General features: G+C 52.0%; 16 protein-coding genes. 7 read left to right on the top strand and 9 right to left on the bottom strand.

All coding sequences use genetic code 11. The features are described 5' to 3' along the window. Positions 1-36: 36 nt before the first annotated feature. The 4 genes from ade to J2I47_RS00065 all read left to right on the top strand — a co-directional run bounded on the left by ade (position 37) and on the right by J2I47_RS00065 (position 4,321). Positions 37-1,698 carry an adenine deaminase gene (gene ade / locus J2I47_RS00080; protein WP_207362506.1) on the top strand — a complete coding sequence of 554 codons (1,662 nt, stop codon included), beginning with the start codon at positions 37-39 and terminating at the stop codon, positions 1,696-1,698. Between the two features lie 169 nt (positions 1,699-1,867). Further along, positions 1,868-2,455: an RNA polymerase sigma factor gene (locus J2I47_RS00075; protein ID WP_207362505.1), complete on the top strand. Its 588-nt coding sequence runs from the start codon at positions 1,868-1,870 to the stop codon at positions 2,453-2,455. A 171-nt stretch (positions 2,456-2,626) separates the two neighbouring features. After that, on the top strand, positions 2,627-3,898 hold the full coding sequence (locus tag J2I47_RS00070) for a replication-associated recombination protein A (protein ID WP_207362504.1): 1,272 nt from the start codon (positions 2,627-2,629) through the stop codon (positions 3,896-3,898). Positions 3,899-4,168: 270 nt separating this feature from the next. After that, positions 4,169-4,321: a hypothetical protein gene (locus tag J2I47_RS00065; protein WP_207362503.1), complete on the top strand. Its 153-nt coding sequence runs from the start codon at positions 4,169-4,171 to the stop codon at positions 4,319-4,321. Here the strand turns inward: J2I47_RS00065 and J2I47_RS00060 are convergent. The 6 genes from J2I47_RS00060 to J2I47_RS00035 all read right to left on the bottom strand — a co-directional run bounded on the left by J2I47_RS00060 (position 4,318) and on the right by J2I47_RS00035 (position 18,975). Beyond that, entirely contained in the window at positions 4,318-4,947 is a 630-nt protein-coding gene (locus J2I47_RS00060; protein WP_207362502.1) for an LEA/WHy family protein, read from the bottom strand. The genes J2I47_RS00065 and J2I47_RS00060 overlap by 4 nt on opposite strands. Before the next feature lie 75 nt (positions 4,948-5,022). Next, positions 5,023-8,538, bottom strand: a complete 3,516-nt coding sequence (locus J2I47_RS00055; RefSeq protein WP_207362501.1) for a VCBS repeat-containing protein — start codon at positions 8,536-8,538, stop codon at positions 5,023-5,025. Between the two features lie 179 nt (positions 8,539-8,717). Then, a complete protein-coding gene (locus J2I47_RS00050; RefSeq protein ID WP_207362500.1) occupies positions 8,718-10,457 on the bottom strand; it encodes a RagB/SusD family nutrient uptake outer membrane protein in 1,740 nt (579 codons plus the stop codon). A 16-nt stretch (positions 10,458-10,473) separates the two neighbouring features. Continuing rightward, a complete protein-coding gene (locus J2I47_RS00045) occupies positions 10,474-13,605 on the bottom strand; it encodes a SusC/RagA family TonB-linked outer membrane protein (protein WP_207362499.1) in 3,132 nt (1,043 codons plus the stop codon). 356 nt (positions 13,606-13,961) lie between these two features. Further along, positions 13,962-15,704, bottom strand: a complete 1,743-nt coding sequence (locus tag J2I47_RS00040) for a RagB/SusD family nutrient uptake outer membrane protein (RefSeq protein ID WP_207362498.1) — start codon at positions 15,702-15,704, stop codon at positions 13,962-13,964. A 19-nt stretch (positions 15,705-15,723) separates the two neighbouring features. Beyond that, the gene (locus J2I47_RS00035; RefSeq protein ID WP_207362497.1) at positions 15,724-18,975 is read right to left on the bottom strand and encodes a SusC/RagA family TonB-linked outer membrane protein; all 3,252 of its coding nucleotides are present in this window, start codon (positions 18,973-18,975) and stop codon (positions 15,724-15,726) included. A gap of 227 nt (positions 18,976-19,202) precedes the next feature. Between J2I47_RS00035 and J2I47_RS00030 the strand changes: the two genes are divergently transcribed. Beyond that, the gene (locus J2I47_RS00030) at positions 19,203-20,066 is read left to right on the top strand and encodes a PE-PGRS family protein (protein WP_207362496.1); all 864 of its coding nucleotides are present in this window, start codon (positions 19,203-19,205) and stop codon (positions 20,064-20,066) included. After that, complete coding sequence (crtD, locus tag J2I47_RS00025; RefSeq protein WP_207362495.1) at positions 20,063-21,556, top strand: 1-hydroxycarotenoid 3,4-desaturase CrtD; 1,494 nt, start codon at positions 20,063-20,065, stop codon at positions 21,554-21,556. Before J2I47_RS00030 ends, crtD begins: the two co-directional genes overlap by 4 nt. Before the next feature lie 45 nt (positions 21,557-21,601). Here the strand turns inward: crtD and J2I47_RS00020 are convergent, their stop codons facing one another. The 3 genes from J2I47_RS00020 to J2I47_RS00010 all read right to left on the bottom strand — a co-directional run bounded on the left by J2I47_RS00020 (position 21,602) and on the right by J2I47_RS00010 (position 24,277). Beyond that, a complete protein-coding gene (locus tag J2I47_RS00020; RefSeq protein WP_207362494.1) occupies positions 21,602-22,246 on the bottom strand; it encodes a response regulator transcription factor in 645 nt (214 codons plus the stop codon). Between the two features lie 87 nt (positions 22,247-22,333). Next, positions 22,334-23,173 (bottom strand): sensor histidine kinase, encoded by an 840-nt coding sequence (locus J2I47_RS00015; protein WP_207362493.1) that lies wholly within the window; start codon positions 23,171-23,173, stop codon positions 22,334-22,336. 633 nt (positions 23,174-23,806) lie between these two features. Continuing rightward, positions 23,807-24,277, bottom strand: coding sequence for a hypothetical protein (locus J2I47_RS00010; protein WP_207362492.1), 471 nt, complete (start codon positions 24,275-24,277; stop codon positions 23,807-23,809). Between the two features lie 162 nt (positions 24,278-24,439). Between J2I47_RS00010 and J2I47_RS00005 the strand changes: the two genes are divergently transcribed. Continuing rightward, positions 24,440-25,172 (top strand): hypothetical protein (locus J2I47_RS00005; protein WP_207362491.1); only part of this gene is annotated, 733 nt, incomplete at its 3' end.

The following is a 25,172-nucleotide window of genomic DNA, read 5'->3' as shown; positions in this document are numbered from 1 at the left end:
CCAATGTAAACATTTGACTTCCGAACCCACCGATTTATGCTAACGGCCAACATTCTTAATCTATTTGACAAGTCGATTTATTATGGCACCATCCACCTCGACCATGGCCGCATTCTTCGCATTGACCGTCTCGGACCCGAACGCCCCGAAGAACCCTATATTCTGCCCGGCTTCATCGACGCCCACGTACACATAGAGAGTTCGCTGCTGACACCTGCTCAGTTCGCCCGGCTGGCCGTAGTGCATGGTACCGTAGGCACGGTATCTGACCCTCACGAGATCGGTAACGTGTTGGGCGTGCCGGGGGTGGAATACATGCTGACCGACGGCCAACGGACACCATTCAAATTCTGCTTTGGTGCGCCCTCCTGCGTACCTGCCACCACCTTCGAAACCGCCGGGGCCATCATTAACGTCAAAGACGTGCGTTACCTGCTGGGGCTACGTGACATCGGCTACCTGGCCGAAATGATGAATTTCCCCGGTGTGCTGAACGAAGATCCCGACGTGATGATGAAAATCGCGTACGCCAAAGCGTTTAGCAAGCCCATCGACGGTCACGCGCCCGGGCTGCGCGGTAACGATGCTCAGCGCTACATCGACGCAGGCATTGAAACCGACCACGAATGCACCACCTACGACGAAGGTCTCGACAAAGCCCGACGGGGCATGAACATCCTGATTCGCGAGGGGAGCGCGGCCAAAAATTTCGATGCACTCATGCCACTGATCGACGAGTTTCCGCAGTTGGTCATGTTCTGCTCCGACGATAAACACCCCGACACCCTGGCCGAAGGCCATGTTAACCAATTGGTGGTCAGGGCTATCAAGTCAGGTTATAACCGCTGGAATGTGTTGCGGGCGGCTTGCATCAACCCAGTTTTACATTATCGGCTTAGTGTGGGGCTACTTCGCGAAGGCGACCCGGCCGACTACATTGTGGTCTCTGATCTGACAACGTTTAACGTGCTGGAAACGATAATCAATGGCGAGGTCGTGGCCCATCATGGGCGGTCGCTCCTACCCGACCTGCGCTCTGAGCATGTGAATCAGTTTGCCTGTTCCGTAAAAGAACCCGCCGATTTCTGGGTGCCCGCCCACCGGCCCTACGGCCAGCTGCGCGTTATCGAGGCCATTGATGGTCAGCTTATAACAAACGAACTGCACCTGGACGGCGTAGTAAAAGAGGGTGCTTACGTAGCCGATGCCTCCCGTGATTTGCTCAAGATTGCCGTTGTCAACCGCTATTCCGACGCACCCGTTTCCGTTGGTTTCATTAAAAACTTCGGGCTTAAGCACGGGGCTATTGCTTCGTCGGTAGGGCACGATTCGCACAACATCACCGCCGTGGGCTGCGACGATGACAGCCTTTGCCATGCCGTCAATGCGGTCATTATGGCGCGCGGGGGCCTGGCAGCGGTTGATGTGGTCACCCAGGAAGACACCATCCTGCACATCAAAAAGCTATTGCCACTGCCCGTGGCAGGCCTGATGACCGACGTAGACGGCTATGATGTAGCGGCTCAATACGCCGAGCTGGATCATTTTGTAAAACACACATTAGGTAGTACGCTGAGTGCCCCCTTTATGACGCTTTCATTTATGGCGTTACTGGTTATCCCAGCGCTGAAGCTCAGCGACAAAGGGTTGTTTGATGGGAATCAGTTTAAGTTTACTCCGCTAACGTTGCCCAAATAGTGGGTGTTTTTGTCACGCAGTGACACCTAATTCTGTACAATTCTTTCCATCTATTGCGCTATTTATCCTTTATTGAATACAGGTAGTATTTTTTTGTACTTTCCCTATAGTTATGAACAATTCAATGGTAAGTTTACCGTAATCCTCTCAACTAACTCGCTACAGAACAATGGCTCGTCAGCGCAATACGCCCAAAATAGACGAAATTAAATTGTGGGATGAATTCCGGGCTGGCGACCAGTCAGCATTCGCTCAACTTTATCAGGAATATGTCAACGTTCTTTTCCACTATTGCATCCATTTCTCCCCTGACCGGGCGTTAATTAAGGATTGTATTCACGACCTGTTTGTCGAACTCTGGCGGCACCGGCAAAATATTGGCCCAACCACGTCGGTCCGTTTTTACCTGATGGCCTCGATCAAGCGAAAGCTCGTTCGCCACATCACCGCTGATCAGAAATTCTGTAATCCCGACGATTTGCGCCCCGGCGAAGGGTTCACCGACAGCGACCGCTCACACGAGATGACGCTGGTGCATATCGAAGAAGAAACCCACATAAACGATTGCCTGGGCCGTGCTATGGACCGCCTCCCCCGCCGCCAACGCGAGGCCGTTTACCTGAAATTCTACGAGAATATGGGCAACGAAGAGATTTCGAAGATGATGAACATCAATATCCAGTCGGTGTATAACCTCATCTTCGGCGCCCTTTGCAACCTCAAAAAGCACGTTTCTACGGATAAAGTGCTGCTGTAATGTAGAAACAAGATGTAAAAGACAAGAGACAGGACATTGCTTGTGAACAGCTAACTTCTTGTCTCTTACTTGTCACATCTTGTTTCTTAACTCCTTGCTCTATTCCTAAACCTCCCTGCGGGGCCAGCGGTTCGACCGGCTGGCCCCGTTCGTTTTTGGTAGCTTTGCGGTATGAACACAGCCACAATCCCCCTGCCCGAACGGATACGGCCCCGCACGCTGGACGAGGTTATTGGTCAACGAAAACTGATCGGTCCCGGTGGGTCGCTGCGCATGGCCGTGGCATCGGGCCGGTTGCCGTCCATGATTTTGTGGGGACCGCCCGGTGTGGGCAAAACGACGCTGGCCTTGCTGTTGGCCGAGGCCGTGAAACGTCCGTTTGTGGCACTCAGCGCCATCAATGCCGGGGTAAAAGAAATCCGCGATGTGCTGGCCCGCCCCAGCGGCATGTTTCCGCCGGTAGTCTTCATCGATGAGATCCACCGTTTCAACAAAGGGCAGCAGGACGCCCTGCTGGGGGCCGTAGAAAAAGGGCAGATTACGCTCATCGGGGCCACCACCGAAAACCCCTCGTTTGAAGTGAACGGTGCCCTGCTTTCGCGTTGTCAGGTTTACGTGCTCGAAGCACTCGACCGCAACGACCTGGTGCAACTGGTAGACCGCGCCCTGCAGCATGATGCGGTTCTGAAACAACGCCCGGTACGCATTGACCAATACGATGCCCTGCTGCGCCTATCGGGTGGCGATGGCCGAAAACTGCTTAACCTGCTCGAACTGGTTGTGTTGAACCACATCGGTACTGATGAACTGGTAGTTACCGACGAGTATGTGACAACCGTGGCGCAGCAGAATATTGCCCGTTATGACAAATCCGGTGAGCAGCATTACGACATCATTTCGGCGTTTATTAAATCGTTGCGTGGTTCGGACCCTAACGCGGCCCTGTATTGGATGGCCCGGATGCTGGTAGCGGGCGAAGACCCTGTTTTCATTGCACGACGGATGGTAATTCTGGCGTCGGAAGACATCGGCAATGCTAATCCCACGGCCCTGATCATGGCCACCGAAGCCATGCAGGCGATTCGCGTAATCGGCATGCCCGAAGGCCGCATTATTCTCTCGCAGGTGGCCGTATACCTGGCTACCTCGCCCAAAAGCAACGCGAGTTACGTAGCTATAGATGCAGCCATGGCCCTGGCCGAAAAGACGGCTCACCTGCCGGTACCCTTGCATCTGCGTAACGCCCCCACCAAACTTATGAAGCAGTTAGACTACGGCAAAGGGTATCAATATGCTCATGATTACAACGGCAATTTCAGCCAGCAAAACTACCTCCCCGACGAACTGGAGGGGCACAAGCTCTACGAGCCTGGTCAGAATCCGCGCGAGAACGATATTCGCAAAACCCTCCACGCCTGGTGGGGAGACTGGTATGGGTATTAACAGCCCCGCTCTGAGTGCCTGATTCTGTATAGCTAGATAGCTATTTATACGATAATCCCCCGACGATCGCCAAGTCTGATTCGCTGGCCACATTTTTTGTGCACTATAACACAACGATGAAGAAAATGGACAGTCTATTTCTGACATAACCAACGCTCTGAAATTTCTACGTTCAGCGTCGGGCTGGGTGGATTTCTGTGCTTTGCTCCCGCCACTATCACTGGATTCAGCACCCTGGGGCACGTACAGGACGATTATCAGGCCCTGGGGTTGAATTACGGTTTGGCCAGTACGTTTAGTTTCACCGGCTTTTCGGCGGGCCTCGCTGTAGGCATCGAGGCCATCACCGACCGTAACCGTGCCCTCTGGATCTACCAAAACCAACCCTGGCTCGGTATCACCGTTGGGCTAAACCTTAATTAATTGCCCCCTACCAGCATGTTGCTGGTCAGTTCCTGCTCGATGGTAATATAGCCGGGGTAATTCACGGCCTTGTTGAGCATATCTATCGTAGGCTTGATCTTGATTGTCACCTTAGTGGGAGTGCTCGACTTGTCGCCGCTGAGGTTGCGTAGTACGTTGGTAAACGCATCGCGTGTGCTGGGGTCAGTCACCAAATCGTAGGCGTTGGTTTTCAGGTGCACCGGAATGACTGTCTTGCCACCTGCTGAGGGCACTTCAATACGCTGATTAATGAACCCGTTGGCAAACTCTTTTCCAGCCAACAGCACCCGGTATTCCAGTTGATTCAACGCGGCCGTTTTCAACGTTGGATTAGTGATTTCCAGGTTGATGCGCGTGCTGAAGGGAATATTGCGCGTTAGCAGGCCCGCCGCCAGCCGGGGGTATTTCAGAGGGTTGATATCTTCCATTTTGCGGATGCTCTTAAACTCCCGCACGTCATAGCCAGCCACCAGCATACTATCGGCCGAAACAATGTTGTATTTACAGTCGCCGAGGGCTTTGGCTTCGCTGATTTGGCGGCTCACCCCACAGGCGTAAAACAGGGCTGGAATGGCCAGCAACAGCAATAGTGTGATCTTCTTCATACTGAATTGGGGAAACTGATTTTGTAGCTTCATTAGTAAAACAACACCCGTTTGACGGAAAAGGCCGCTCGAAGTTTAATTTTTGAGCATAAACAGACGCAGTCGGTCCCGTTTTTGGCTTACCAGCAGTGCTGATTTACCGCCCATTGTTGGCACTACGGCTATACTGCGGGCATCGCCCGGCACCATAAATCCACTCTGTTGCGGGGTCTGCGCCCTAAACCGGCCCCGGCCCGCGTTGAGCAGCACCAGGCCGTAGCCCGCATCGGCCCGGCCCTGAAAGACTTCCATACCAAAATCATTGCCTGCCAGCACCAGATCAGGCAGGCCATCGTGATTAAGATCGGCAGCACTCATGGTCATAATGGGTGAATACTGGGCCTCAACGGGCAGCGCTACCAGCCGGTATTGCCCTTTCCCCTGGTTTTCGATGTAGCACGACGCCAGTTGGGTAGCCTGCTGCATGGTCGCCCTTTGCCGGAACTCATCGGGCAACGTCTGCGCGAAGGTGGCCTTGCCAAAATCTTCATACTTCAGGAACCGTCGCCGAAACGCGATGGTCTGCTTAATCAAATCATCGCGGCTGTGGTAGGCATACAGATTTCGCTGCCCCTGCCGATTGTTATCGAACTGGGCCAGAATAGCGTCGTAGGTGCCATTCTGATCGAAGTCGGCGGAATATACAGAGAGCGGTTCAGCTTCCGACGCATGGTATGCGGTATTAAGGCCATAGTTGCCCGCCACAATATCCAGATCACCATCGTTGTCGAAATCGGCCACGCACAGCGATGTCCACCAACCAGCGGGGCTGTTTGTTTGTGTATTTGTCAGTTGACCCCGTTGGTTTTTTAGGATGGTGATGGGCATCCATTCGCCAGCCAGAATAAGGTCGGGCTGCTTGTCATTGTCCATGTCGGCCCACTGCGCGTCGTTGATGATGCCAATGTTCAATAGGTTAGGAGACTGTTGCAATGTAACGTCGGTAAAGCGGATCTGGCCAGCCCGACTATCATTGCGGAGCAGATAGGACCGGTCGGCTTTGGGGTACGCTCTGGGTACCACACTGCCCCCCACAAACAGATCCAGATCCCCGTCTCTGTCTATGTCGGCGGCCCGCACTACGCGCCCGTTGGCCGTTTCGCGGGGCAGGGCCAGGCTGTCGGGGCGAAAATGACCCCGACCGTCGTTCACATACAGTACATCTTGCAACAGTAGCGCATTGGGCTTGACGAGATACCCGCCCCGCACGCAATAGAGGTCATTGTCACCGTCGGCATCAGCATCGAACAACAATACACCCGCGTCCTGCTCTAGTTTACCGACGCTCTGTTTTACCCTCGGCTGCTGACTGGTAAACAGCCCGTTAGCCTGTTGTAGCAAAAACGTACCCTCAACCCGCGACGAGCCACCCAAAAACACATCGGCACGGCCATCGCCATTCACATCACCACTCGTCATGACAGGCCCAAACGACGAGAACTTGTGTGGCAGGGTCTTTTGCACGTTGAAATCAATCGTTTCGCCCTCGCCATGCACATAATCGATGCCCAGCGAGCGCGGATCAACGGCCGTCAAGGAGCTAGTTGGGGAGACCACAACAGACGCGGCTGGTTTTTCAGTAGCCTGCTGCCAGTGAAGCGACAGTACCTGGTTGGCCGCTACGTTTCGCAGCAGTTGCACTCGTTGTGTGGCCCTGGTCGCCGCCGGCTGGCCCACGCCGTTGCCCGTACCCATAGGCCATACCACCCGTACTGAGTCAAGTTTGGTGATTTTACCGAGGCCTAAATGGATGGTAGCTTCGGAGGTGGACAGGTAGCCGCGCACAATGCTCTGTTCGGCATAAAAAAGCTGTCCGTTGGCCCAGGCGGTCACTTTGGCACCCAGACCCAGTAGATTTTGTGCGGAGCCTGCCAGCCGGATACGGAGATAATTTGGGGGCGCCTGGGAATCATTGAGGTGGTTTTCGTACAAATGGGCGTAGTCATTGGTGTTGTTAATCACCACGTCTACATCGCCGTCATTGTCGAAATCGGCATAGGCAGCCCCGTTTGAGAACGTGGGCGTATCGAAGCCCCAATCGGTGGTTTTGTCGGCGAAAGCCATCGTATTGGTCGAATCGCCCGATGCGTCGCCCAGCCGGTTACGGTAGATATAGTTGGCGATTTTCACTTCGGGAATAATCCGGTACAGGGCAGCTTTGTCGGTCAGAATACTAGCCGCGTCGTTGCGGTAGGCCAGAAAATCCTGATCCGAAATATCTTTGGGAAAGCCGTTGGTGATGAGCAGGTCGCGGTAGCCATCATTGTCGGCATCAAACCAGAGGGGGCACCAGCTCCAGTCGGTTTCGTTCACGCCCGCCATCTGACTAACATCGCTGAAACAGGGCAGGCCCGTTTGCGGATCAAGCCCCCGATTTAACTGAAGGGTGTTTCTGATATGCTGATAGTCATAACCATACTGCTGTGTAAACTGGTAGTGAGCGTAGCTATTTTCGCGGATTAAGGCTTTTTTTCGTTCGTTGACATCGGGCAGCATGTCCATGGTGATCATATCCAGCAACCCGTCATTGTTGATATCGGCTACGTCGTTACCCATCGCCGACCATGACTGGTGTTTCAGACAGTCGTGGGCGTGGTCGGTGAAGAGCGAAGGGGAGGAAAGGAGAAAAGGAGAAAAGGAGGAAATGGATTGCTTACGTAGGCGTTTCTGTCCCTTCCTCCCTTCCTCCTTTCCTCCTTTTTCATTTATAAACAAATTATCATTCGTCAGGTAATCATTCGTCACGTACAGGTCCTGCCAGCCGTCCTGATTGATGTCCATGACCGAAATACCGTGGCCGTAGCCCTGCGTTTGGATCCCCGCCTCTTTGGAAACGTCGGTGAAAACGGCATGGCCTAGTTTGGGGTCGAAATCGTTGCGCAACAGGTGATCGGCGGTGGGTGAACTATCGCGGATGGGTTTAGAGAAGTATTGGTTGGCAAACTGCATATCCATCTGGTTGACAAGGATATACGCGTCCAGATCGCCGTCGTTATCATAGTCGAAGAAGGCTGTCTGGGCGGAATAGCTGTCACTGTCGAGGCCATATTCCCGGCCCATTTCACGAAATGTGGACACCCCATCAGCCCTGTTTCCCTGGTTTACATAGAGCAGGTTACGGCGCAGGTCGGTCTGCCCGTAGAGCATGTTCGACACGTAGAGGTCCAATTTTCCGTCTGCGTTGATGTCTACCACCGTCGACCCCGCCGACCAGCAGGTGCGGGGTTTGCCCACACCAGCGGCTTTGGTTATGTCCTCGAATTTCAGGCCGCCCCGGTTTAGGTACAGGGCGTTGTCTTCCATATTGGCAGTAAAGAAAATATCGGTCAGGCCATCGCCGTTCCAGTCGGCCACCGACACGCCCGCACCGTTGTAAATCAGTTCATTATCAATAATATTGAGTGTGTCGTGGATGGTGAGTGCATTACCGAACTTGATACCCGACTGGCTGGGTGTCAGCAATTGAAACTGTTTTTTTGCACGGCATGAAACTGCTCCGAAGCCCACGAAACAGGCCAAAAAAAACGGAAGCACTGGAAAACGAAAGATCATGGAAACGGTGGTCGATCAATAGGAAATATACAAAAAAGTGGGCTGCCCACTAGTGAGCAGCCCACTTAAACTCAGAAGGAGTTTAACGTTCAAGGTCTAAGGTTTAATGTTGCTTCGCATACGGCACAGATAGTGTGCGAAGCAACGTTAAACCTTAGACCTTGAACGTTAAACTCCTCTTAATATCCGTCGTTCTGCACCAGCGTTGGTTTGCCATCTATTGAACTACGCGTAATAGCCTGGTTTGGAATAGGCTCATACTCAGACTTGCCCTTGGTGAACTTGGCACCCGTGAGGTAGGTCCGGCGCTTTGATTCGGTTGCCAGGTAGTCGTTCAGCACCTGATCGGCTACACCCCAGCGCACCAGGTCGAAGCGGCGGTTGCCTTCCATGCCTAGTTCAATGCGCCGCTCGAACCGAACAGCATCACGCGCTACGGCTTTGTCGGTCCAGGCTGTAGCATATGGCTTCACCACATAGTTTGCCGCTGGTTTTTCCGAAAAACCTTTTTCTGGCTTGTCATTGTCCAGATAAGCCTTCACGAAGCCATCTGGGTTAGCCGCCCGTTTCCGCACCTGGTTTACGTAATCGCGGGCTTTTTCCAGGCTGCCTACTTCCACTTCGCACTCAGCGGCCAGCAGCAACACATCTGAGTAGCGCAGCAGCTTCACGTTGTTGGTGTTGTAGCCTTTGGTCCAGCCCGATGCCGAGGTTAGCGTACCCTCCTGCGACTTGTAGTATACGTTTTTCTTTGGCGAATAAGACCCGGCATAGGCAGGATCACGCTGCCAGCCAATGCCACCGTGTAGGCCCCAGTCGAGGTACGGAATACTGCGGCGGCCAACCGTCCAGTCGAGGCGGGGGTCAAGGTTAGTGGCATCCGGAATGAAAGTGTCGGTAACTTTGGTGCCTTCGTCGTTCTTCACGCTCACGTCGTTATACGTTTTCAGGAACGGCAGGCCATTGGCATCCGTACGGAAGGCATTCACCAGGTTCTGCGAGGGCTGGTGAAATCCGCAACACCCACCGGGGCCGCTGCCGTAGGGGAAATTCAGCACGTCACCGTTGTTACCCTGGTCATCTGTACCGATGTTAACCGCCTGCTGCACTTCCAGCACACCCTCTGGTGAGTTTTGAATGGCGGCATCGAAATTATCCTGGTACTTGGCGTTTAGCTTATATACCCCAGAAGCAATGATAGCGTCGAATAGGGGTTTGGCTTCGCCGTATTTCTGCTGCCACATCAACGAAATACCCAATATGCCCTGCGCAGCACCTTTGGTAGCCCGGCCTGGTTCGGTCTGCTTCAATGGCAGGTTAGCCGCGGCAAACTTGAGGTCGTCCTGAATGTTAGCCCAGATGTCTTTGTCATTGGGTATGCGGAACTCAACCACATTATCGTCAATGTAAGGCACCTTGTTGAAAGTACGCTTCAGTTCGTAGTGGTAAAACCCACGCAAAAAGCGCGCTTCCGCTATTTTGGCCGTACGTGTTGCCTCGGTTACGCCAGTGATGGCTTTCAGGGCCTGAATAGCCTTGTTGGCGCGGGCAATACCGTCATAATACGTGTTCCATTTTGATTGTGGATACGGGTTGTTGGCATTGGTTTCGTGCCGCTCGATGGGCACTACATCGGGCTGGTCATTGGCCTCTGATCCCTTGTAGGCGTCGCCACCGGCAATGCTGCCGTAGGTCCAGTTGGACGCTGCCGAACCCCAGGGTGAGCCGTTGTCCCAGCTCGAAAAACCGTCCATGTTCGAGTAGGCCGCAATCAGCAGTGCGTCGGCCCCCGTGAGGTTGGCCGACAGGGTGCTTTCGTTAACGGCTCCGAACGGCTTTTGCTCCAGAAATTTATCATTACAGGCCCATACCAGCCCTAAAAGGAGCGTTCCGGTGCCTAGTGTAAGTTTGTAATTCATGATGTTTTTGTGGTTGTTAGAATTCAATGTTGGCACCGAAATACACCGAGCGCGAGATGGGGTACCGACCATAATCAACCCCCATCGACAGGTCACGCTTCGCGTTGTAGCCTTCTGTCAGGTTAGCAATGGTCACGTCGGGGTCCAGGCCACTGTATTTGGTGATCGTAAACAGGTTCGACGTTTGCACATACAGCCGGAGACGGTCAATACCCAGGCGGCTTGTGGTAGCCGCAGGCAGCGTGTAGCCGATGGTCAGGTTCTTCGCCCGGAAGTACGAACCTGGTTCCACGTAGAACGAGCTACGTTGCGAGCTGTAGGTATCGTTCCGGTCCAGCACGGGGTAGGTGATGCCCGCCTGGTATAGCATGTTCTTCGAGTAGTTCGCCTGGAAGGCAGGGAAGTCGGTGAAGTAGCGCGTATAGTTGAACAACTGATTGCCATACACCCCCTGCATATACAGCGTGAAGTCGAAGCCTTTGTAATTGGCTGTCAGGTTAATGCCGTAGTTCAGTTTGGGAATGGGACTGCCAATCACGGTCTGATCTTTGTCATCGATCACACCGTCGCCGTTCAGGTCACGGAAGTTCAACCGACCCACCTTGGCATCGCCCGGTGTCTTGGGTAACTGGGCTTCAGCCTTAATGACACCATCATTGATATAGCCCCAGTACTGCGAAATGGGGTAGCCCACCAGCGTACGGGTGATGTCGCCAATCCGTGAACCGGCGCCCGTAATAAACGAGTTGGAGTTGGCATCGATCTTAGTCACATTGTTCACATACGTACCTGCCGACACCGTAACGCCATAGTTCAACTCGTTGCCCAGGCCTTTTCCTTTGTAGCCCAGTTGAATGTCTACGCCGTTATTTTCCATGTCGCCGATGTTGAGAGGCACCTGACCAATATTACCCGCCGTTGAGGGCAGAGGCACCTTATACAGGATGTCCGACGTTTTGCGGCGATAGTATTCCACCGTCAGGTCGAGGGCGTTAAACAGACGGGCATCAATGCCAATGTTGAGCATTTTGGTAGTCTCCCATCTCAGGTCTTTGTTGGCCACCGAGTTCTGCGCAAAACCAGGCGTGATGGCGCTGGGGCTCCCCTGAATCGAGTAGCCGGTGCCACCAATGCTCTGCCCAAAATTGGCGAAGCCGGGGTAATCATCACCGATTTCGTTGTTGCCCACCACCCCGTAGCTGGCCCGTAGTTTCAGATCGTTGACCGCCGTTACGTCTCTGAAGAAATCTTCTTTCGACACCCGCCAGCCAAGACTGGCTGAAGGAAACGTACCGTAGGGATTGTTGATAAACCGAGATACCCCATCGCGTCGAATCGTACCGCTGAACAGGTACTTGTCGCTGTAGTTGTAGTTTACCTGCGCAAAGAAGGGTGAGTAGAACGTTACCTGACCACGGTAGTCGCCCAGATTCCAGGTTTTTGAATTGGTATTGGTCAGTATTCGATAGTTGGGATCATCACCAAACGTCAGGCCATTACCAGCGGCATTGAACCCTTCGTAATCATTCCGCTTGGATTCGGTACCCAACAGAGCCGACACCCGGTGGGGACCAAAGTCCTGATTATAGGCTATGGTGTTGAAAAACACCCAGTTGCGGTTAGTGAACGTGCTACGACTGAGGCTATTGGAGGCGTTGATCTCCGTCGCTTCAAAGTTGCGGAAACCATAACCGCGGCCTGAACCAGTGTTCAGGTCAACACCAAAGCTTGATTTCAACGTAAAATGCTTCAGGAAATCGATTTCCATGTAAGCGTTTCCCGTTAGGCGGTAGCTGTAGCCGGGGTTAGCAGCAGACCGGTCTTGCTGGGCAATAGGGTTACCTGCATTCGACGGCAAACCTGCCGGGCCAGCGTAATAACCGTTAATATCATAGACCGGGACAATGCCGGGCATCCGGTAGGTGTTCAGAATGACCGAACCTTCGCTGGGGTTACCCACACTACCCTGCGATGTCTGGTAGGATACACTGAAGTTTTCACCCACACGCACGTGCTTCTTGGCGCTGTATTCGCTGTTGATACGAGCCTGGTATCGTTTGAAATAGTTCTGAGTCAGAATACCGTTGTTGTCGAAGTAGTTAAAGCTGGTGTAGAACCGGCCCCGCTCTGAACCGCCCGACGCGCTCAACTGCACATTGGTTGACGGAGCCGTTTTGAACAGCTCACGGAACCAGTCGGTGCCTTCCTTATTCGCTTTTGCAATGAGGTAATTCTGCCCGGCATCTGCCGTAGGGTCAGAGTTGAGGTAATATTTGGCAGGATCAACCGCGGGATCTCCGGCCTTGAAACCGCCCGTCCGGGTGAAGTAGTCCGGCAGGGTCCAGGTGCCGCCGTTATTGATGTAGAAATTCGACGTAAACGGAATACCCGCACCGGCTGATAGCCCCTGGTTAATTTTTAACAGTTCGTCGGGTGTGGCCAGCACGGGGTATTTGGCGGGGGTTGCAACACCGCTCCAGATATCGAGGTTGATTTTCGATACGCCCGCTTTACCTTTTTTGGTCGTTACCACAATAACGCCGTTGGCCGCCCTTGACCCGTAAATAGACGCCGAGGCGGCATCTTTCAACACCTGAATTGACTCGATATCGTTCGGGTTGAGGAAGTTCAGGTTCGATTCGTTCTGCACTGGCACCCCATCGATTACGTAGAGGGGTTCGTTTTGGTTGAATGAACCAATACCTCGCACCCGAATGAAAGCTGCGCTGCCCGGATCGCCCGATGAGCTCACCTGCACGCCCGCGATACGTCCCTGCAACTGATCGGCGATGTTACCGGCAGGAATTTTCTTCATTTCCTTCACGTCCACCACGGCTACCGCTCCGGTGATGTCTTTGCGCTGCTGGGCAGCATAGCCCGTTACGACTACCTCCTGTAGCGAGGTAGCATCAGATGTTAGACTAACCGAGACGCTATTCCGGTTGCCTACTTTCACCTCTTGCCGCACGAAACCAACAAAAGAGAACACCAGCACACTTTCTTTATTGGGTACAGCAATGGTATAGCCTCCGTCGGCATCGGTTGTGACACCCTTGGTGGTGCCTTTCAGCAGTACGTTCACACCCGGCAGCCCGTTATTCGACTCAGCGTCGAGCACCCGTCCAGTGACACGTATGTCCTGTGCCATCGTTGTCAACGATAGCAGAAGAAGGAGAAAAATTGCCGGAATTGTCGTCCAGCGTGTTAGGTAAGAGTTTGTCATATCGTATGACCTAGTTTATGTTAAGTAGTATTACCATCACGAAGCTACTGATTTACTCAATTGGCGTCCTAAATTCTGTTAAAATTTTTCAGCAATATGTGCTATTAACGATTTATATATTTTTGTGTCTATATTGTTTATTTATTATAAAAAGCTAGTGTGCAAATGCACCTGTGTAGATAGCCAATCCATTAGGTGAAAGTTTTACGTTTTTCGTATATAAAGAAAACGCCATAGCCTGCAGGCTATGGCGTTTTCTTAAACTATGTAGGTTATTTGGATTAATACCCTGGGTTTTGCGCCAGTACATCCTTACCCTGCAAGTCAATTTGCGACTGTGGAATTGGCAGGTATTCGTCCTTCTGCGCCTTGAACCGAGCGCCACCTAACGTAGTCGGCAGTTTAGTGCCTTCATATGTAAGATACGCGTTGATTGTCGGTTCAGCAATACCCCAGCGTACCAGGTCGAAGAACCGTTGTCCCTCATCACCCAGCTCCAACCGGCGCTCAAACCGAACAGCGGCCCGAGCAGCTTCTTTGGTAGCAAACTGCGCAGCCGGATACAGATTGATCACATAATTGGCAGCGGGTTTGCCATCAGCACGGACCACAAAGCCAGCGGCGTTGGCAGCCCGGCCACGAACCATGTTGGTGTATTCCAGTGCCTTTGTCAACGAACCAGCTTCAATTTCGGCTTCAGCCGCCATTAAAAGCAGATCAGCAAATCGAATGATCGTGAAATTAAGGGCGGTGTACCCCGGTGTCCACGAACTGTTGTCCTGCAATGATCCCCTGTCGGACTTATAGTAGGTGTACTTTTTAGGTGAGTAAGGACCACCGTTGGGTTGGTTCCGAATCCAGTCGGCGCCGGGGTGATCCTGCCAGTCGAGATACGGAATACCACGCCGGCCAATGGTATGGTCGATCCGGGGATCAAGGTTACCGGCGTCAGGCGTAAATGCTTCTTTCGACAGCACACCCATATCGTTTTTCACTTGATTAGCCCCTGTGTTGTAGCTACCATCAAGTAGTGGTAACCCTTTGGCATCAGTACGGAAGGCATTGGCGAACTCAAAGCTGGGCTGGTTGAATCCGCAGCAGTTACCTGGTCCGTTAGGTCCTGTGTTGTAGGGGTAGTTCAAATCAAACTCGGGGTTAGCGTTGTTGGTGCTGCCCGTGTTGGCTGCTGCCTGAATGGCAAAAATCGACTCTTCGTTGTTGTCATTCGATGCCTTATACAGGTCAGCGTATTTGGGTACAAGGCCGTATTTTTTACCGTTAGACGTTTTTCCGTTGGCGATGATCAGGTCGAAGAGCGTTTTGGCTTCGGCATATTTCTTCTCATACAGATACACCTTGGCCAGCATAGAGGCTGCCGCCCATTTGTTTACCCGGCCCACAGCTGCCTGCTTTTCGGGCAGGTTGTCGTAAGCAGCTTTCAGATCGGCCTCAATCTTAGGATAGATGTCGGCGTTGTTGGGCACTTTCTCAATCCCCGTACCATAATCTACCGTCTCGTCGATATAGGGCACCATGTTATAGAGGCGCTTCAGTTCGAAATAGTAGAAGGCGCGCAGAAATTTGGCTTCGGCTGTAATACGGGTTTTGTCGGCGGCTGTCAGATCAGGAATTGGGCTAGCCAGCAACCGCAGGGTAGCGTTGGCCCGGCTGATACCCTCGTACTTACGCTGCCAGGTGCCGCCTACGTCGCCTGTTGAAATGGTTTCAAACCGCTGAATCGGGTTGATCGTCGAAAAGTCGCCGGGGTCAGTGCCTTTGTTGGCGTCACCGCCACGAATGCCACCCCACACCCAGTTGGATGCCGATGCCAGCCGGTCTCCGCGCCCGTTGAGCACTGAGTAGGCAGCAATAAGAGACCCTTCAACGCCCGCTTTTGAGCTAAGTTGCGATCCACTCAACTGACCCGTAACTGGCACTTCCAGAAACGTGTCTTTGCAGGCAACGGTTGTTAGGGCAAAGGCCACCGTTGCACCAATAATGGTCAATTTATTTGTCGATTTCATTGTTGTTGTCGGTTTTAGATCAGAAGCCAATGCTTACGCCGCCCAGTACGCTCCGGGTGATGGGATAGTTACCCACGTCGATACCGAAGTTGGTATCAGCTGCGCCGCCTACACTTGGGTCCAGGCCTTGGTATTTGGTGATAGTGAACAGGTTATTGGTTGAGGCAAATACCCGAACCCGCTGCAGGCCAACCCGCTTCAACGCAGTGGCAGGTACATTGTAGCCAATATTCAGGTTTTGCAACCGGAAATACGAGCCATCTTCTACGTAGTATGAGTTCGACTGCGTGTTGGTGCTGAAGTTCGACGCCGCCTCGAAAATGGGCACGGTAGCGCCTGTGTTTTCTGGCGTCCACGAGTTCTTCACGCGTGCACTGATGGCTGCCCCGGCAAACGAGGGATAGAAGTCCGTAAACCACTTCGACACATTGAAGATTTTGTTGCCAACAGACGTGTAAGCGTAGGTTTCGATGTCAAAGTTTTTGTAGGTAAACCGCAGGTTCAGGCCTCCCGTGAATTTCGGCACAGGGCTACCCAAATAAGTCCGGTCTGAGGCGTCAATCTTACCATCGCCGTTGATATCAGCAAAACGGAACCGGCCTGGTGCGGCACCATCCTGCTTGGGAGCACCGTCTACTTCAGCCTTGCTTTGGAAGAGACCCAGGGTCTGATAGCCGTAGAAAGCAGAGATTGAATAACCCAGTTGGTTGCGGATGGGGTTGATACCCCGGAATCCTGGGTTCACCGTGGTCAGATACGTCAGGTTAGGAGCCAGATAAGTAATCTCGTTCTTCAGTATGCTACCGGTTACGTTAGCTTCGTAACCCACTTCTGACCCGATTTTGCCCCGCGTAATAATTTGCAGGTCAATGCCCTGGTTGAGCATCTTACCAATGTTGACAGACGGTGCCGAAGCGTAGGTTCCGATTACGTCAGGTACGGGTACGGCAAACAGCAGGTCTTTGGTGTCTTTCCGCCAGATGTCGAAAATAATGTCTAACCGCCCACCGAAGAACGTACCGTCAAAGCCGATGTTTGATGTGATACTGGTTTCCCATTTCGCGTCTGGGTTGCCAATACGTGACCGGTAGTATCCATCGACGGTGCTTGAGTTCGAGCCATTGATATCGTAGGCTGAGTTGCCCAGGTTAGAAGCGTAGAGGCTAAACTGGTTGTTAGGGTCTACGTTGTTCGAGTTACCCATAATACCATAACCACCCCGAATTTTCAGGTCCGTTACCCAGGGAACCTCTTTCATGAAAGATTCTGCAGAGATACGCCATGCCGCTGATGCCGCCGGAAATACGCCATAGCGGTTGTTGGCCCCAAACCGGCTCGACCCATCGCGACGGATAAGGCCGGTTACAATGTACCGGTCGTCGTAGGCGTAGTTAACACGGCCGAAGAGCGAATAAAAGTTTACGCCCAGACCCTGACCGCTGCTGACCGTCCGGCCCGTAGATGACACAGTGGCGAGCGTGATATAGTTCGGATCAAACGAAAACGGATTCTGACCGTTACCGTTGATGTTGCGGGTGATGCCCGTGTTCAGCGCTTCCTGACCAACGATAGCATCAATGCTATGAACACCAATGCGCTTCTTATAAGCGGCCGTGTTTGTCAGCACGTAGGCATACGAATAACCGCTGAACTCGTTGTAGCCTGTTGCCGAGTTATTTTCCGAGTTTTCGTACTGTAACCGGCTGTAACCCTGACCGTAAAAATTATTGTACTGACCGCCCAGGCTGCTGCGTAGTGTCAGTCCTTCCAGGGGCTCAACCTCCAGGTAGAGGTTACCAAATCCGTTGGCGTTGAAGTTGCGGTCGTTTGCCTGTCCCTGACGGCTAGCCACCGGGTTACGCGGGTTGTTGAACCCTTTGGCTGCAGTACCGGCGTAACCTCCAAACTCGTCGTAGACGGGAATGATAGAAGGCATACGGAACGCTTGCAGAATATCATTTTCGTCTGCCGCAACACCAGCACCGCCACCGCCACCACCTTGGCCTAGCACAGAACGGTAAGTAAACTGTAGGTTCTCACCGATGCGAACGTATTTCGACAGGTTGAACTCCGTGTTAGCCCGGAAGGTGTAACGAGAAAAATTATTGTTCAGCAGGATACCAGCCTGATTTTGGGCACTTAAACCAATGTAAAACCGGCTCGACTCGGTACCACCCGAAAAACCCAGCGAGTGACGCTGTAGTGGAGCTACACGCGTAATGGCCTTGTACCAGTCTGTACCTTCTTTGTTGGCCCGGACCACCTGATAAATTGCACCAGCCGCAGGGTCAACGTTGTATTTGGCCCGCTCAGCCGTCAGATCGACGGAACCCACTACACCTGCACTACCACCTACGTTGATATAGTCGGGAACAACCGGTGTAGCACCGGTACCAAACTGAGGGTGACTATAAACAGGAGCAATCCCGTTTTGGCTGGCTGTATTGCGGAATTGCCGCCACGTCCAGTCGGCAAATTCTGTTGGATTCAACATCGTTTGACCAACACCTGGATCTGTTACACCATATTGCCCATCATAGCTGATGTTCAACCTTTTGGCATTTTTTGAACCCTTCTTGGTCGTGTATACAATAACGCCGTTGGCTGCCCGCGCACCATACAGTGAAGCCGAGGCGGCATCTTTCAGTACGGTCGTTGTCTCCACATCGTCGGGCGACAGGAAGTCAGTTGAACCAACAGGTACGCCATCAACTACATACAAAGGAGCATTACCACCAAAAGCACCAAAGCCCCGCACCCGTACCTGGCTGGTTGTACCTGGCTGCCCGTTTGAGATTACCGTAAGGCCCGATACCCGACCCTGCAACTGCTGCTCGATGTTGCCAGAAGGCACTGCCGTGAGGGCTTTGGCTTTCACCGTTGCTACAGCACCGGTGGTAGTCCGCCGGTCATCAGTGGTGTAGCCCGTTACAACTACTTCTGTCAGCGTAGTAGCGTCGTCGGCCAGACTAATATTGATTGATGTGCGGTTACCCACTACAACTTCCTGTGCCGCATAGCCAATAAACGAATAGACCAGCACCGTCTGCCGACTCGGCACATTGATCACGTAGTTACCAGCGCCATCAGTCACAACGCCTTTGGTAGTACCTTTAATGACAACGTTCACACCTGGCAGCCCACTGTTACCAACGGCATCGAGCACCTGACCCGATACGCGTATATCCTGGGCTATTGCGGATAGTGAGAGAATAAAAAAGAGGAGAAATGCCGGAAACCTTCTCCAACAAATTACGTAAGGGTTCTTCATGGTAAAATAGGTTTAAAATGAAATTTTTACTAGGCACAATTCTGATAATGCTTAGGCGACAAAGCGCACATGCCTAGTTCATATACTTGTCTGGTTCAATTATTTGCCATGTTAGTTGAGGGCCATTCGATACATGAGCGAAACTTTATCGCAACAATTAGTCTGCTTTATCCGTCCTTTATCAGAGCATTGCCCCACTGTCATTTGACCTTTTGCCCCTAGCTACCATGCAGTCACTCCCTTCCATAGCCTTTTTTGCCTTTGTCGTTGCCGCCTGCCAGCCTACCACACCGACGCTTCAGTTTAGTAGCGAACCAACAATGACAAAGGTTGAGGCCGGACAAATCGATGAAGCATCAGGTATTGTCGACAGCCGCACCATGCCCGGTGCCTTATGGGTGGAGCAGGATGGCGGCAACCCCGCCGAACTAGCTTTATTGGGCTACGATGGTAAAGTGCGTGGTAAGTTGGCAATCCCGAACACAACCAACCGCGACTGGGAAGACATAGCTATCGGACCAGGGCCGCAAGCCAATGTGAACTATCTCTACATTGCTGAAATTGGCGATAATAATGCCCAGTATGGTCAGTATGCCATTTACCGTCTGCCCGAACCGCGCAATATGACCGACGCACCAGGACCGGTAGAACGTATCCAGTTTAAATATCCGGATGGTGCCCGCGATGCCGAAACGCTTATGCTCGACCCTCGGACAAAAGATATCTATATAGTCTCGAAGCGCGAGGCGAAGGTGCATCTTTACCGTCTCCCCTATCCCCAAAGCACAAATGAGCTACTAACAGCCGAAGCGTTAGGCGAGCTACCTTACACGTATGTGACTGGAGGTGGTTTTTCATCCGACGGCTCCGAAATACTGCTGCGCACTTACGCTGGCATATACCACTGGTCGCGCACGAGCAGTCAGTCCGTTGCCGATGCTATGCAGCGTACCACTGCCCGGGATTTGCCCTACCGCCTCGAACCACAGGGAGAAGCTGTTTGCTTCAACCGCGACAACAGCGGCTATTTCACCCTTAGTGAAAAGGCCAGCGCTCCCAACGTTACGCTCAACTATTACGCAAGGCAGTGAAGGTTACGAAAGTCGCCATTATTGGCGCGGGTATTGCCGGCATTGCATCGGCCATCCGGCTGGCAGTTAAAGGGTATTCAGTCGATGTATTCGAGGCCAATAGTTACCCCGGCGGCAAACTCTCGACGTTTGAGAATACGGCTCCTGACGGCGGTACCTACCGGTTCGATGCCGGCCCGTCGCTGTTTACTATGCCCCAGTTGGTTGATGATCTGTTTCGCCTGGCCCACCGTAATCCCGCCGACTATTTTGAATACACCCGCCTCGATGAAACCTGCCGTTATTTCTGGGACGATGGCACGCGCCTTACCGCCTGGGCCGACCACGACCGCTTTGCCCAAGAAGTGGAAACGGTGCTGGGTGAACCTGGTCAACATTTGCGCGATCACCTGGCCGACAGTGCCCTGAAATATGACGTCACCGAGAAATTGTTTCTGCAAAAATCACTGCATAAGCTGGGTACCTGGCTGGGCCGCGATGCCCTTCGTGGTTATCTGAACATACCCAAACTGGGTGTTTTCGGTACCATGAGTGCGGCCAACGAACGGCGGTTTCGGCACCCCAAGCTGGTACAGCTCTTTAACCGCTATGCCACCTATAACGGCTCAGACCCCTACCAGACACCCGCCACGCTCAATATTATCCCTCACCTGGAATACAATATCGGCGCGTTTTTCCCAAAACAGGGCATGGTCAGCATCACCACCAGCCTGGAAAAACTAGCACAGGATCTAGGCGTGCGCTTTCACTACAACGCCCGGGTAGAGGCCATCGAAGCAGCCGGGAAACAGGTAACGGGGCTGCGCGTGAACGGCCAGACAATACCTTTTGATCTGGTGGTTTCTAACATGGACGTGGTCAATACCTTCCGCAAGCTGCTACCCAGTGCCCGGCAGCCAGAGCGGATTCTGCGCCAGCCAAAGTCCAGTTCGGGCCTGATTTTTTACTGGGGCATCCGCCGCGAATTTCCGGAACTGGATCTACACAACATCTTTTTCAGCAACGACTACCGCGCCGAATTTAACCAGCTTTTTGGCAAGAATGGCCCGCCGAGCCTCTCCGACGACCCCACGATTTACCTCAACATCACTAGCAAACACAAACCAGACGACGCGCCGCCGGGCCGCGAAAACTGGTTCATTCTGCTTAACTCGCCTAACAACACCGGTCAGGATTGGGACGCGATTATTGCCCAGGCCCGGCAAAATGTGATCCGCAAGCTAAGCCATGTGCTGGGTGTAGACGTAGCTTCACTCATTGAAACAGAGAGTATTCTCGATCCCCGCAGTATCGAGTTCCGCACATCAAGCGCGCAGGGTGCCTTGTATGGCAACAGCAGCAACAATCGCTTCGCTGCCTTTATGCGTCACGCTAACTTCTCGCATGAGTTCAGCAACCTCTACTTCGTGGGCGGCAGCGTCCACCCCGGCGGCGGTATCCCCCTCTGCCTGCTCTCGGCCAAGATAATGAGCGACCTGGTGAATGAGTGACAGTTGGGCGTCCTGGTCCAGACTAGTCATTCACCAGGTCACTCATTATTTATTTAGTCCCAGCCGAATGGCGGCCAATACTAGCCCTACGCGGGTTCTAACTTGCAACTTCTCGAAAACAGATTCGCGGTAGCCGTCTACGGTGCGGGCACTTACGCACATCTTGTCGGCAATTTCAACGTAAGTTAATTCGCTGCACGCCAGACGAATAAACGTTAGCTCGCGGTCATTCAGGCGATGTGTCGTTTTAGGCGAAGCCGGAACGGGTCGATTTAGTTGTGATAATAAACGACCCGTTAGAAATGCGCTGTTGTAAATGCCCTTTGTTCGTATGTCATCCAGCGCCTGTAACAACTCAGCGGGCTGGCAACCTTTCAGCAGGTACCCCCGTGCCCCATGCTGCATCATTTGCACAACAGAAGCCTCATCATCAAGCATGGACAGGGCCAGCACCCGAATCAGGGGGTATTGATCCCGGAGGGCAATGGCTGTTTCCGGCCCGCTCATAATAGGCATGCCTACGTCCAGCAGCACTATATCCGGAGCCGTTTGGTGCATCAGCTTACGCAGCAGATCCTGCCCATTCTCGGCACAGAATAATACGGTATAGTCTTCCGAACGATTTACGAAGTCGGCTAGTGCCTGCGCCAGCAGCCGGTGGTCGTCAACAATGGCAACGGTAGTTTTCATCTGTCCGATAATTAGGTGTGGACAGGCAAGTTAGGATTGACGGGCAATTGCTACCAATACCCCTAAGGCGGTATATTTAATTGACCGTCAGTTTGTTGTGGGTGACTTATCAATCACGGGTTTGTCCTTCCGCGGAATCCATAATGTAACGCGGGTGCCTTGTTGTGGAGCCGTTTGCCAGGTACAGGTACCACCCAGCAGCGTGGCCCGCCGCCGCAGGTTATGCAACCCCTGCCCCGACCCCGTCAGTGGCCGTGCGTCTACCTCACTCATCGAAAAACCGGGTCCCTCATCGGCCACGGTGAGCATTAGCGCGTCGGGTTGATAATCGAGGGTAAGTGTTATGGCAGCATCATAAGCATATTTGAGGGCGTTGTTAAGGGCTTCCTGCACCATCCGCAGCAGTACAATCTCTGTTTGTTCGCCCAGCTGATAAGGCTCACCCAACACCTGTAACGTAGCCTGTTCGGCACGGTCAGCCCGATTAATTCGCTCTATTTCCAGGGTCAGACAGGCCACCAGTCCAAAGCGGGCAATGGTGTCGGTACTCAGCGATTTAGACAGGCCGCGCACGTCATTAACCAGCATGGTTGTGTGAGTAAGTAGCTTGGCCACCCGCTCCCGATAGGGCGTTTCGCTCGTCTCCTCGTGCAGCACGTTCAGGTACAGCACCACCACGGCCAGCATCTGCCCTACATGGTCGTGGAGTTCTTCGGCTACGTGCTGCAACATCTGATTCTGCGTCTCCAACTGGGCCTGAAGGATAGCCTGTTCATAAGCCGTATGGATGTCCGCTTTTTCAGTCAGATTCTGCCGTTGCCGTTGCTTAAAGAAGAGTAATAGAATAATAATAAACGCACACAACAGCAGGAAGATAAACGTCCCGAAAAGCAAAACGATTATGAGTTGTGCTTTGCTCTGTTGCATAACGTAGCGGCTATATAGGAGGTGTAAAGTACAATATTCAAGGATGGAATGATGGCTACATAAAGCATGTCAGCCAGTGCCTGGTCTTCATGACGTATCAGGGCATATAAGCCCATGACAAAGAACGAACCCATGCAAAAAATAAAGAATCCTGAACATATCCAGAATGAAGGCAAGCTGGTCACTAACGTAATAGACTGGCTCGTATAAAGCTCGTAATAATACCAACCCGTAATAATAATGAACAAAAAACAACGAAGTAGAAAATAGTAGTTGTAAGATAATAGACTATTTAAAAGTATCAAGTTCACAAATCCTAAAATTACAAATAAACCAACACTGACGTAGGTCACTCGTCGGGCGTACATAGATCGATACTGACTCCCAACTAGCCAACCATAAAAGATGCATTCAATAATCACTATGATGTTATATACATACGTATAGTCTACTTTAACTGGGCCTTGATTAATGTATAACTCAGAAGACAGATTAGCCAGCAAATAAATCCATTGGTAACGAAGTGAATTAGGTTCATTGCGCCAGTGACTAAAAGTCAATAAAATAGCCACAGCATTAACGGTATAGTAAGCAAGGTACAGAACCATTTTGCTGTGGCCTATTAGATGTCAATTATAGGGACATGAAATTGATAACGGTAGTGCCGATTCTTGTTGGCGGTGGTGTTCCGCAACAGGCTATTTGATTTGCGGAGGCCATTGTAACGTCCAGCGATATAATATCATCGTTTTGTGCATTGTGACCTACCAAGACAAGGGAAAGTGCACTCTTAACCATTTTTGGCGACGCGTTTGACAAGGCCAAATCACCTACCGGTAGCGCTTCCAAGGCGAAGTAAACCCTCATGCCAACGCAACCCGGCGAATTAAGCAATTGCTGCACTTTATCAATCGGAAATTCTAGGCTGTAAGGGGCATCGGGGATACCCAGAATGACCTGTCTGGTATACGACCAAAGGGTGGAGTTGCGAAACGCATTGATGCGATCAGCAATGCTTTTGGCATCTTGGGGGCAAGCTCCGCTAGAGACGGGGAGGAGAACAACATTGGGGTTTTGGGTAGTGACATTCATACGATTATTCATGATTTAAGTGAACCCAAAGATGAGCGATAGCAATAGAATGAACGAGGGGAGATTTCCCGTATTTATTCGGGTAATTTCATCAGTTAACTTCCGTGTTCTACTCGTTTCAACAGCTAATAACAATGAGCAACTTTGCCCTGCTTCTACCACACTTTCTCTATTATGAAACTACCTTTCCTCGGCCTTTTCCTAGCTTTTTGCATGATTAGGAATACCCATGCTCAGTCTGATACTGACGAATTATTGGGGGCACCAAACGCCAAAAGTTACATTCAGCTTTGGCCCGATTTTGACAAGAAAACATTTCTCTACTCACTGGACCGTGATGTTACCCGAAAGCAGTACAAGTTGCTGTCTAGCTGTCCCACCGTGGGGGTACCGCGTAGGCAGCGTGAAGTGGCTTTGACCATTCGGTTTTATAATCCATTACAATACTCTATTCGTACAACCGACACTTTACTACTTGACCCTTCTTTCGTGGCCATCAGCCAATTTGCTTCTTCCTTGACCAATTTCATCCGGCAACTACCAACCATACCCGAATCACCAAAAGCGGCAAACTCAGGAACCAACAAATTAGACAAAAGTGCTAATGATCCCTTACCACTCACCACGGAAACTGAACTGAATTCATTTACAGTGAAAGCCGCTGGATTATTTTCGCCTGAATCAGTGTCCATTACAAACACGAAAGCCAAGTCCCCTGTCGATACCAGTCTAATGAAAAGTATGGTCATCACAAAAGTAAAATCGGAGACGTTAGCCACAAAAACGTTAGACATCGTTACAAACCTAATCAATGATCTTGCTTTTAGTGACTTAGCTGAATGGAAATATGCATTCATGCAAGGACGACTATCCTGTATTGATACGGCTACGGTGCTTATTAGGCGTT

The sequence above is a fragment of the Fibrella rubiginis genome, assembly GCF_017353185.1.
Classification (GTDB): Bacteria; Bacteroidota; Bacteroidia; order Cytophagales; family Spirosomataceae; genus Fibrella; species Fibrella rubiginis.
Note: the sequence above shows the minus strand (reverse complement) of the source record. Positions and strands in the feature narration are given on the sequence as shown.

Excerpts from the sequence above, each read along its gene's own strand:
- ade (WP_207362506.1), top strand. The coding sequence starts at position 37 with ATGCTAACGGCCAACATTCTTAATCTATTTGACAAGTCGATTTATTAT.
- J2I47_RS00075 (WP_207362505.1), top strand. The coding sequence starts at position 1,868 with ATGGCTCGTCAGCGCAATACGCCCAAAATAGACGAAATTAAATTGTGG.
- J2I47_RS00070 (WP_207362504.1), top strand. The coding sequence starts at position 2,627 with ATGAACACAGCCACAATCCCCCTGCCCGAACGGATACGGCCCCGCACG.
- J2I47_RS00060 (WP_207362502.1), bottom strand. The coding sequence starts at position 4,947 with ATGAAGAAGATCACACTATTGCTGTTGCTGGCCATTCCAGCCCTGTTT.
- J2I47_RS00055 (WP_207362501.1), bottom strand. The coding sequence starts at position 8,538 with ATGATCTTTCGTTTTCCAGTGCTTCCGTTTTTTTTGGCCTGTTTCGTG.
- J2I47_RS00050 (WP_207362500.1), bottom strand. The coding sequence starts at position 10,457 with ATGAATTACAAACTTACACTAGGCACCGGAACGCTCCTTTTAGGGCTG.
- J2I47_RS00045 (WP_207362499.1), bottom strand. The coding sequence starts at position 13,605 with ATGGCACAGGACATACGTGTCACTGGACGGGTGCTCGACGCTGAGTCG.
- J2I47_RS00040 (WP_207362498.1), bottom strand. The coding sequence starts at position 15,704 with ATGAAATCGACAAATAAATTGACCATTATTGGTGCAACGGTGGCCTTT.
- J2I47_RS00035 (WP_207362497.1), bottom strand. The coding sequence starts at position 18,975 with ATGAAGAACCCTTACGTAATTTGTTGGAGAAGGTTTCCGGCATTTCTC.
- J2I47_RS00030 (WP_207362496.1), top strand. The coding sequence starts at position 19,203 with ATGCAGTCACTCCCTTCCATAGCCTTTTTTGCCTTTGTCGTTGCCGCC.
- J2I47_RS00020 (WP_207362494.1), bottom strand. The coding sequence starts at position 22,246 with ATGAAAACTACCGTTGCCATTGTTGACGACCACCGGCTGCTGGCGCAG.
- J2I47_RS00015 (WP_207362493.1), bottom strand. The coding sequence starts at position 23,173 with ATGCAACAGAGCAAAGCACAACTCATAATCGTTTTGCTTTTCGGGACG.
- J2I47_RS00010 (WP_207362492.1), bottom strand. The coding sequence starts at position 24,277 with ATGAATAATCGTATGAATGTCACTACCCAAAACCCCAATGTTGTTCTC.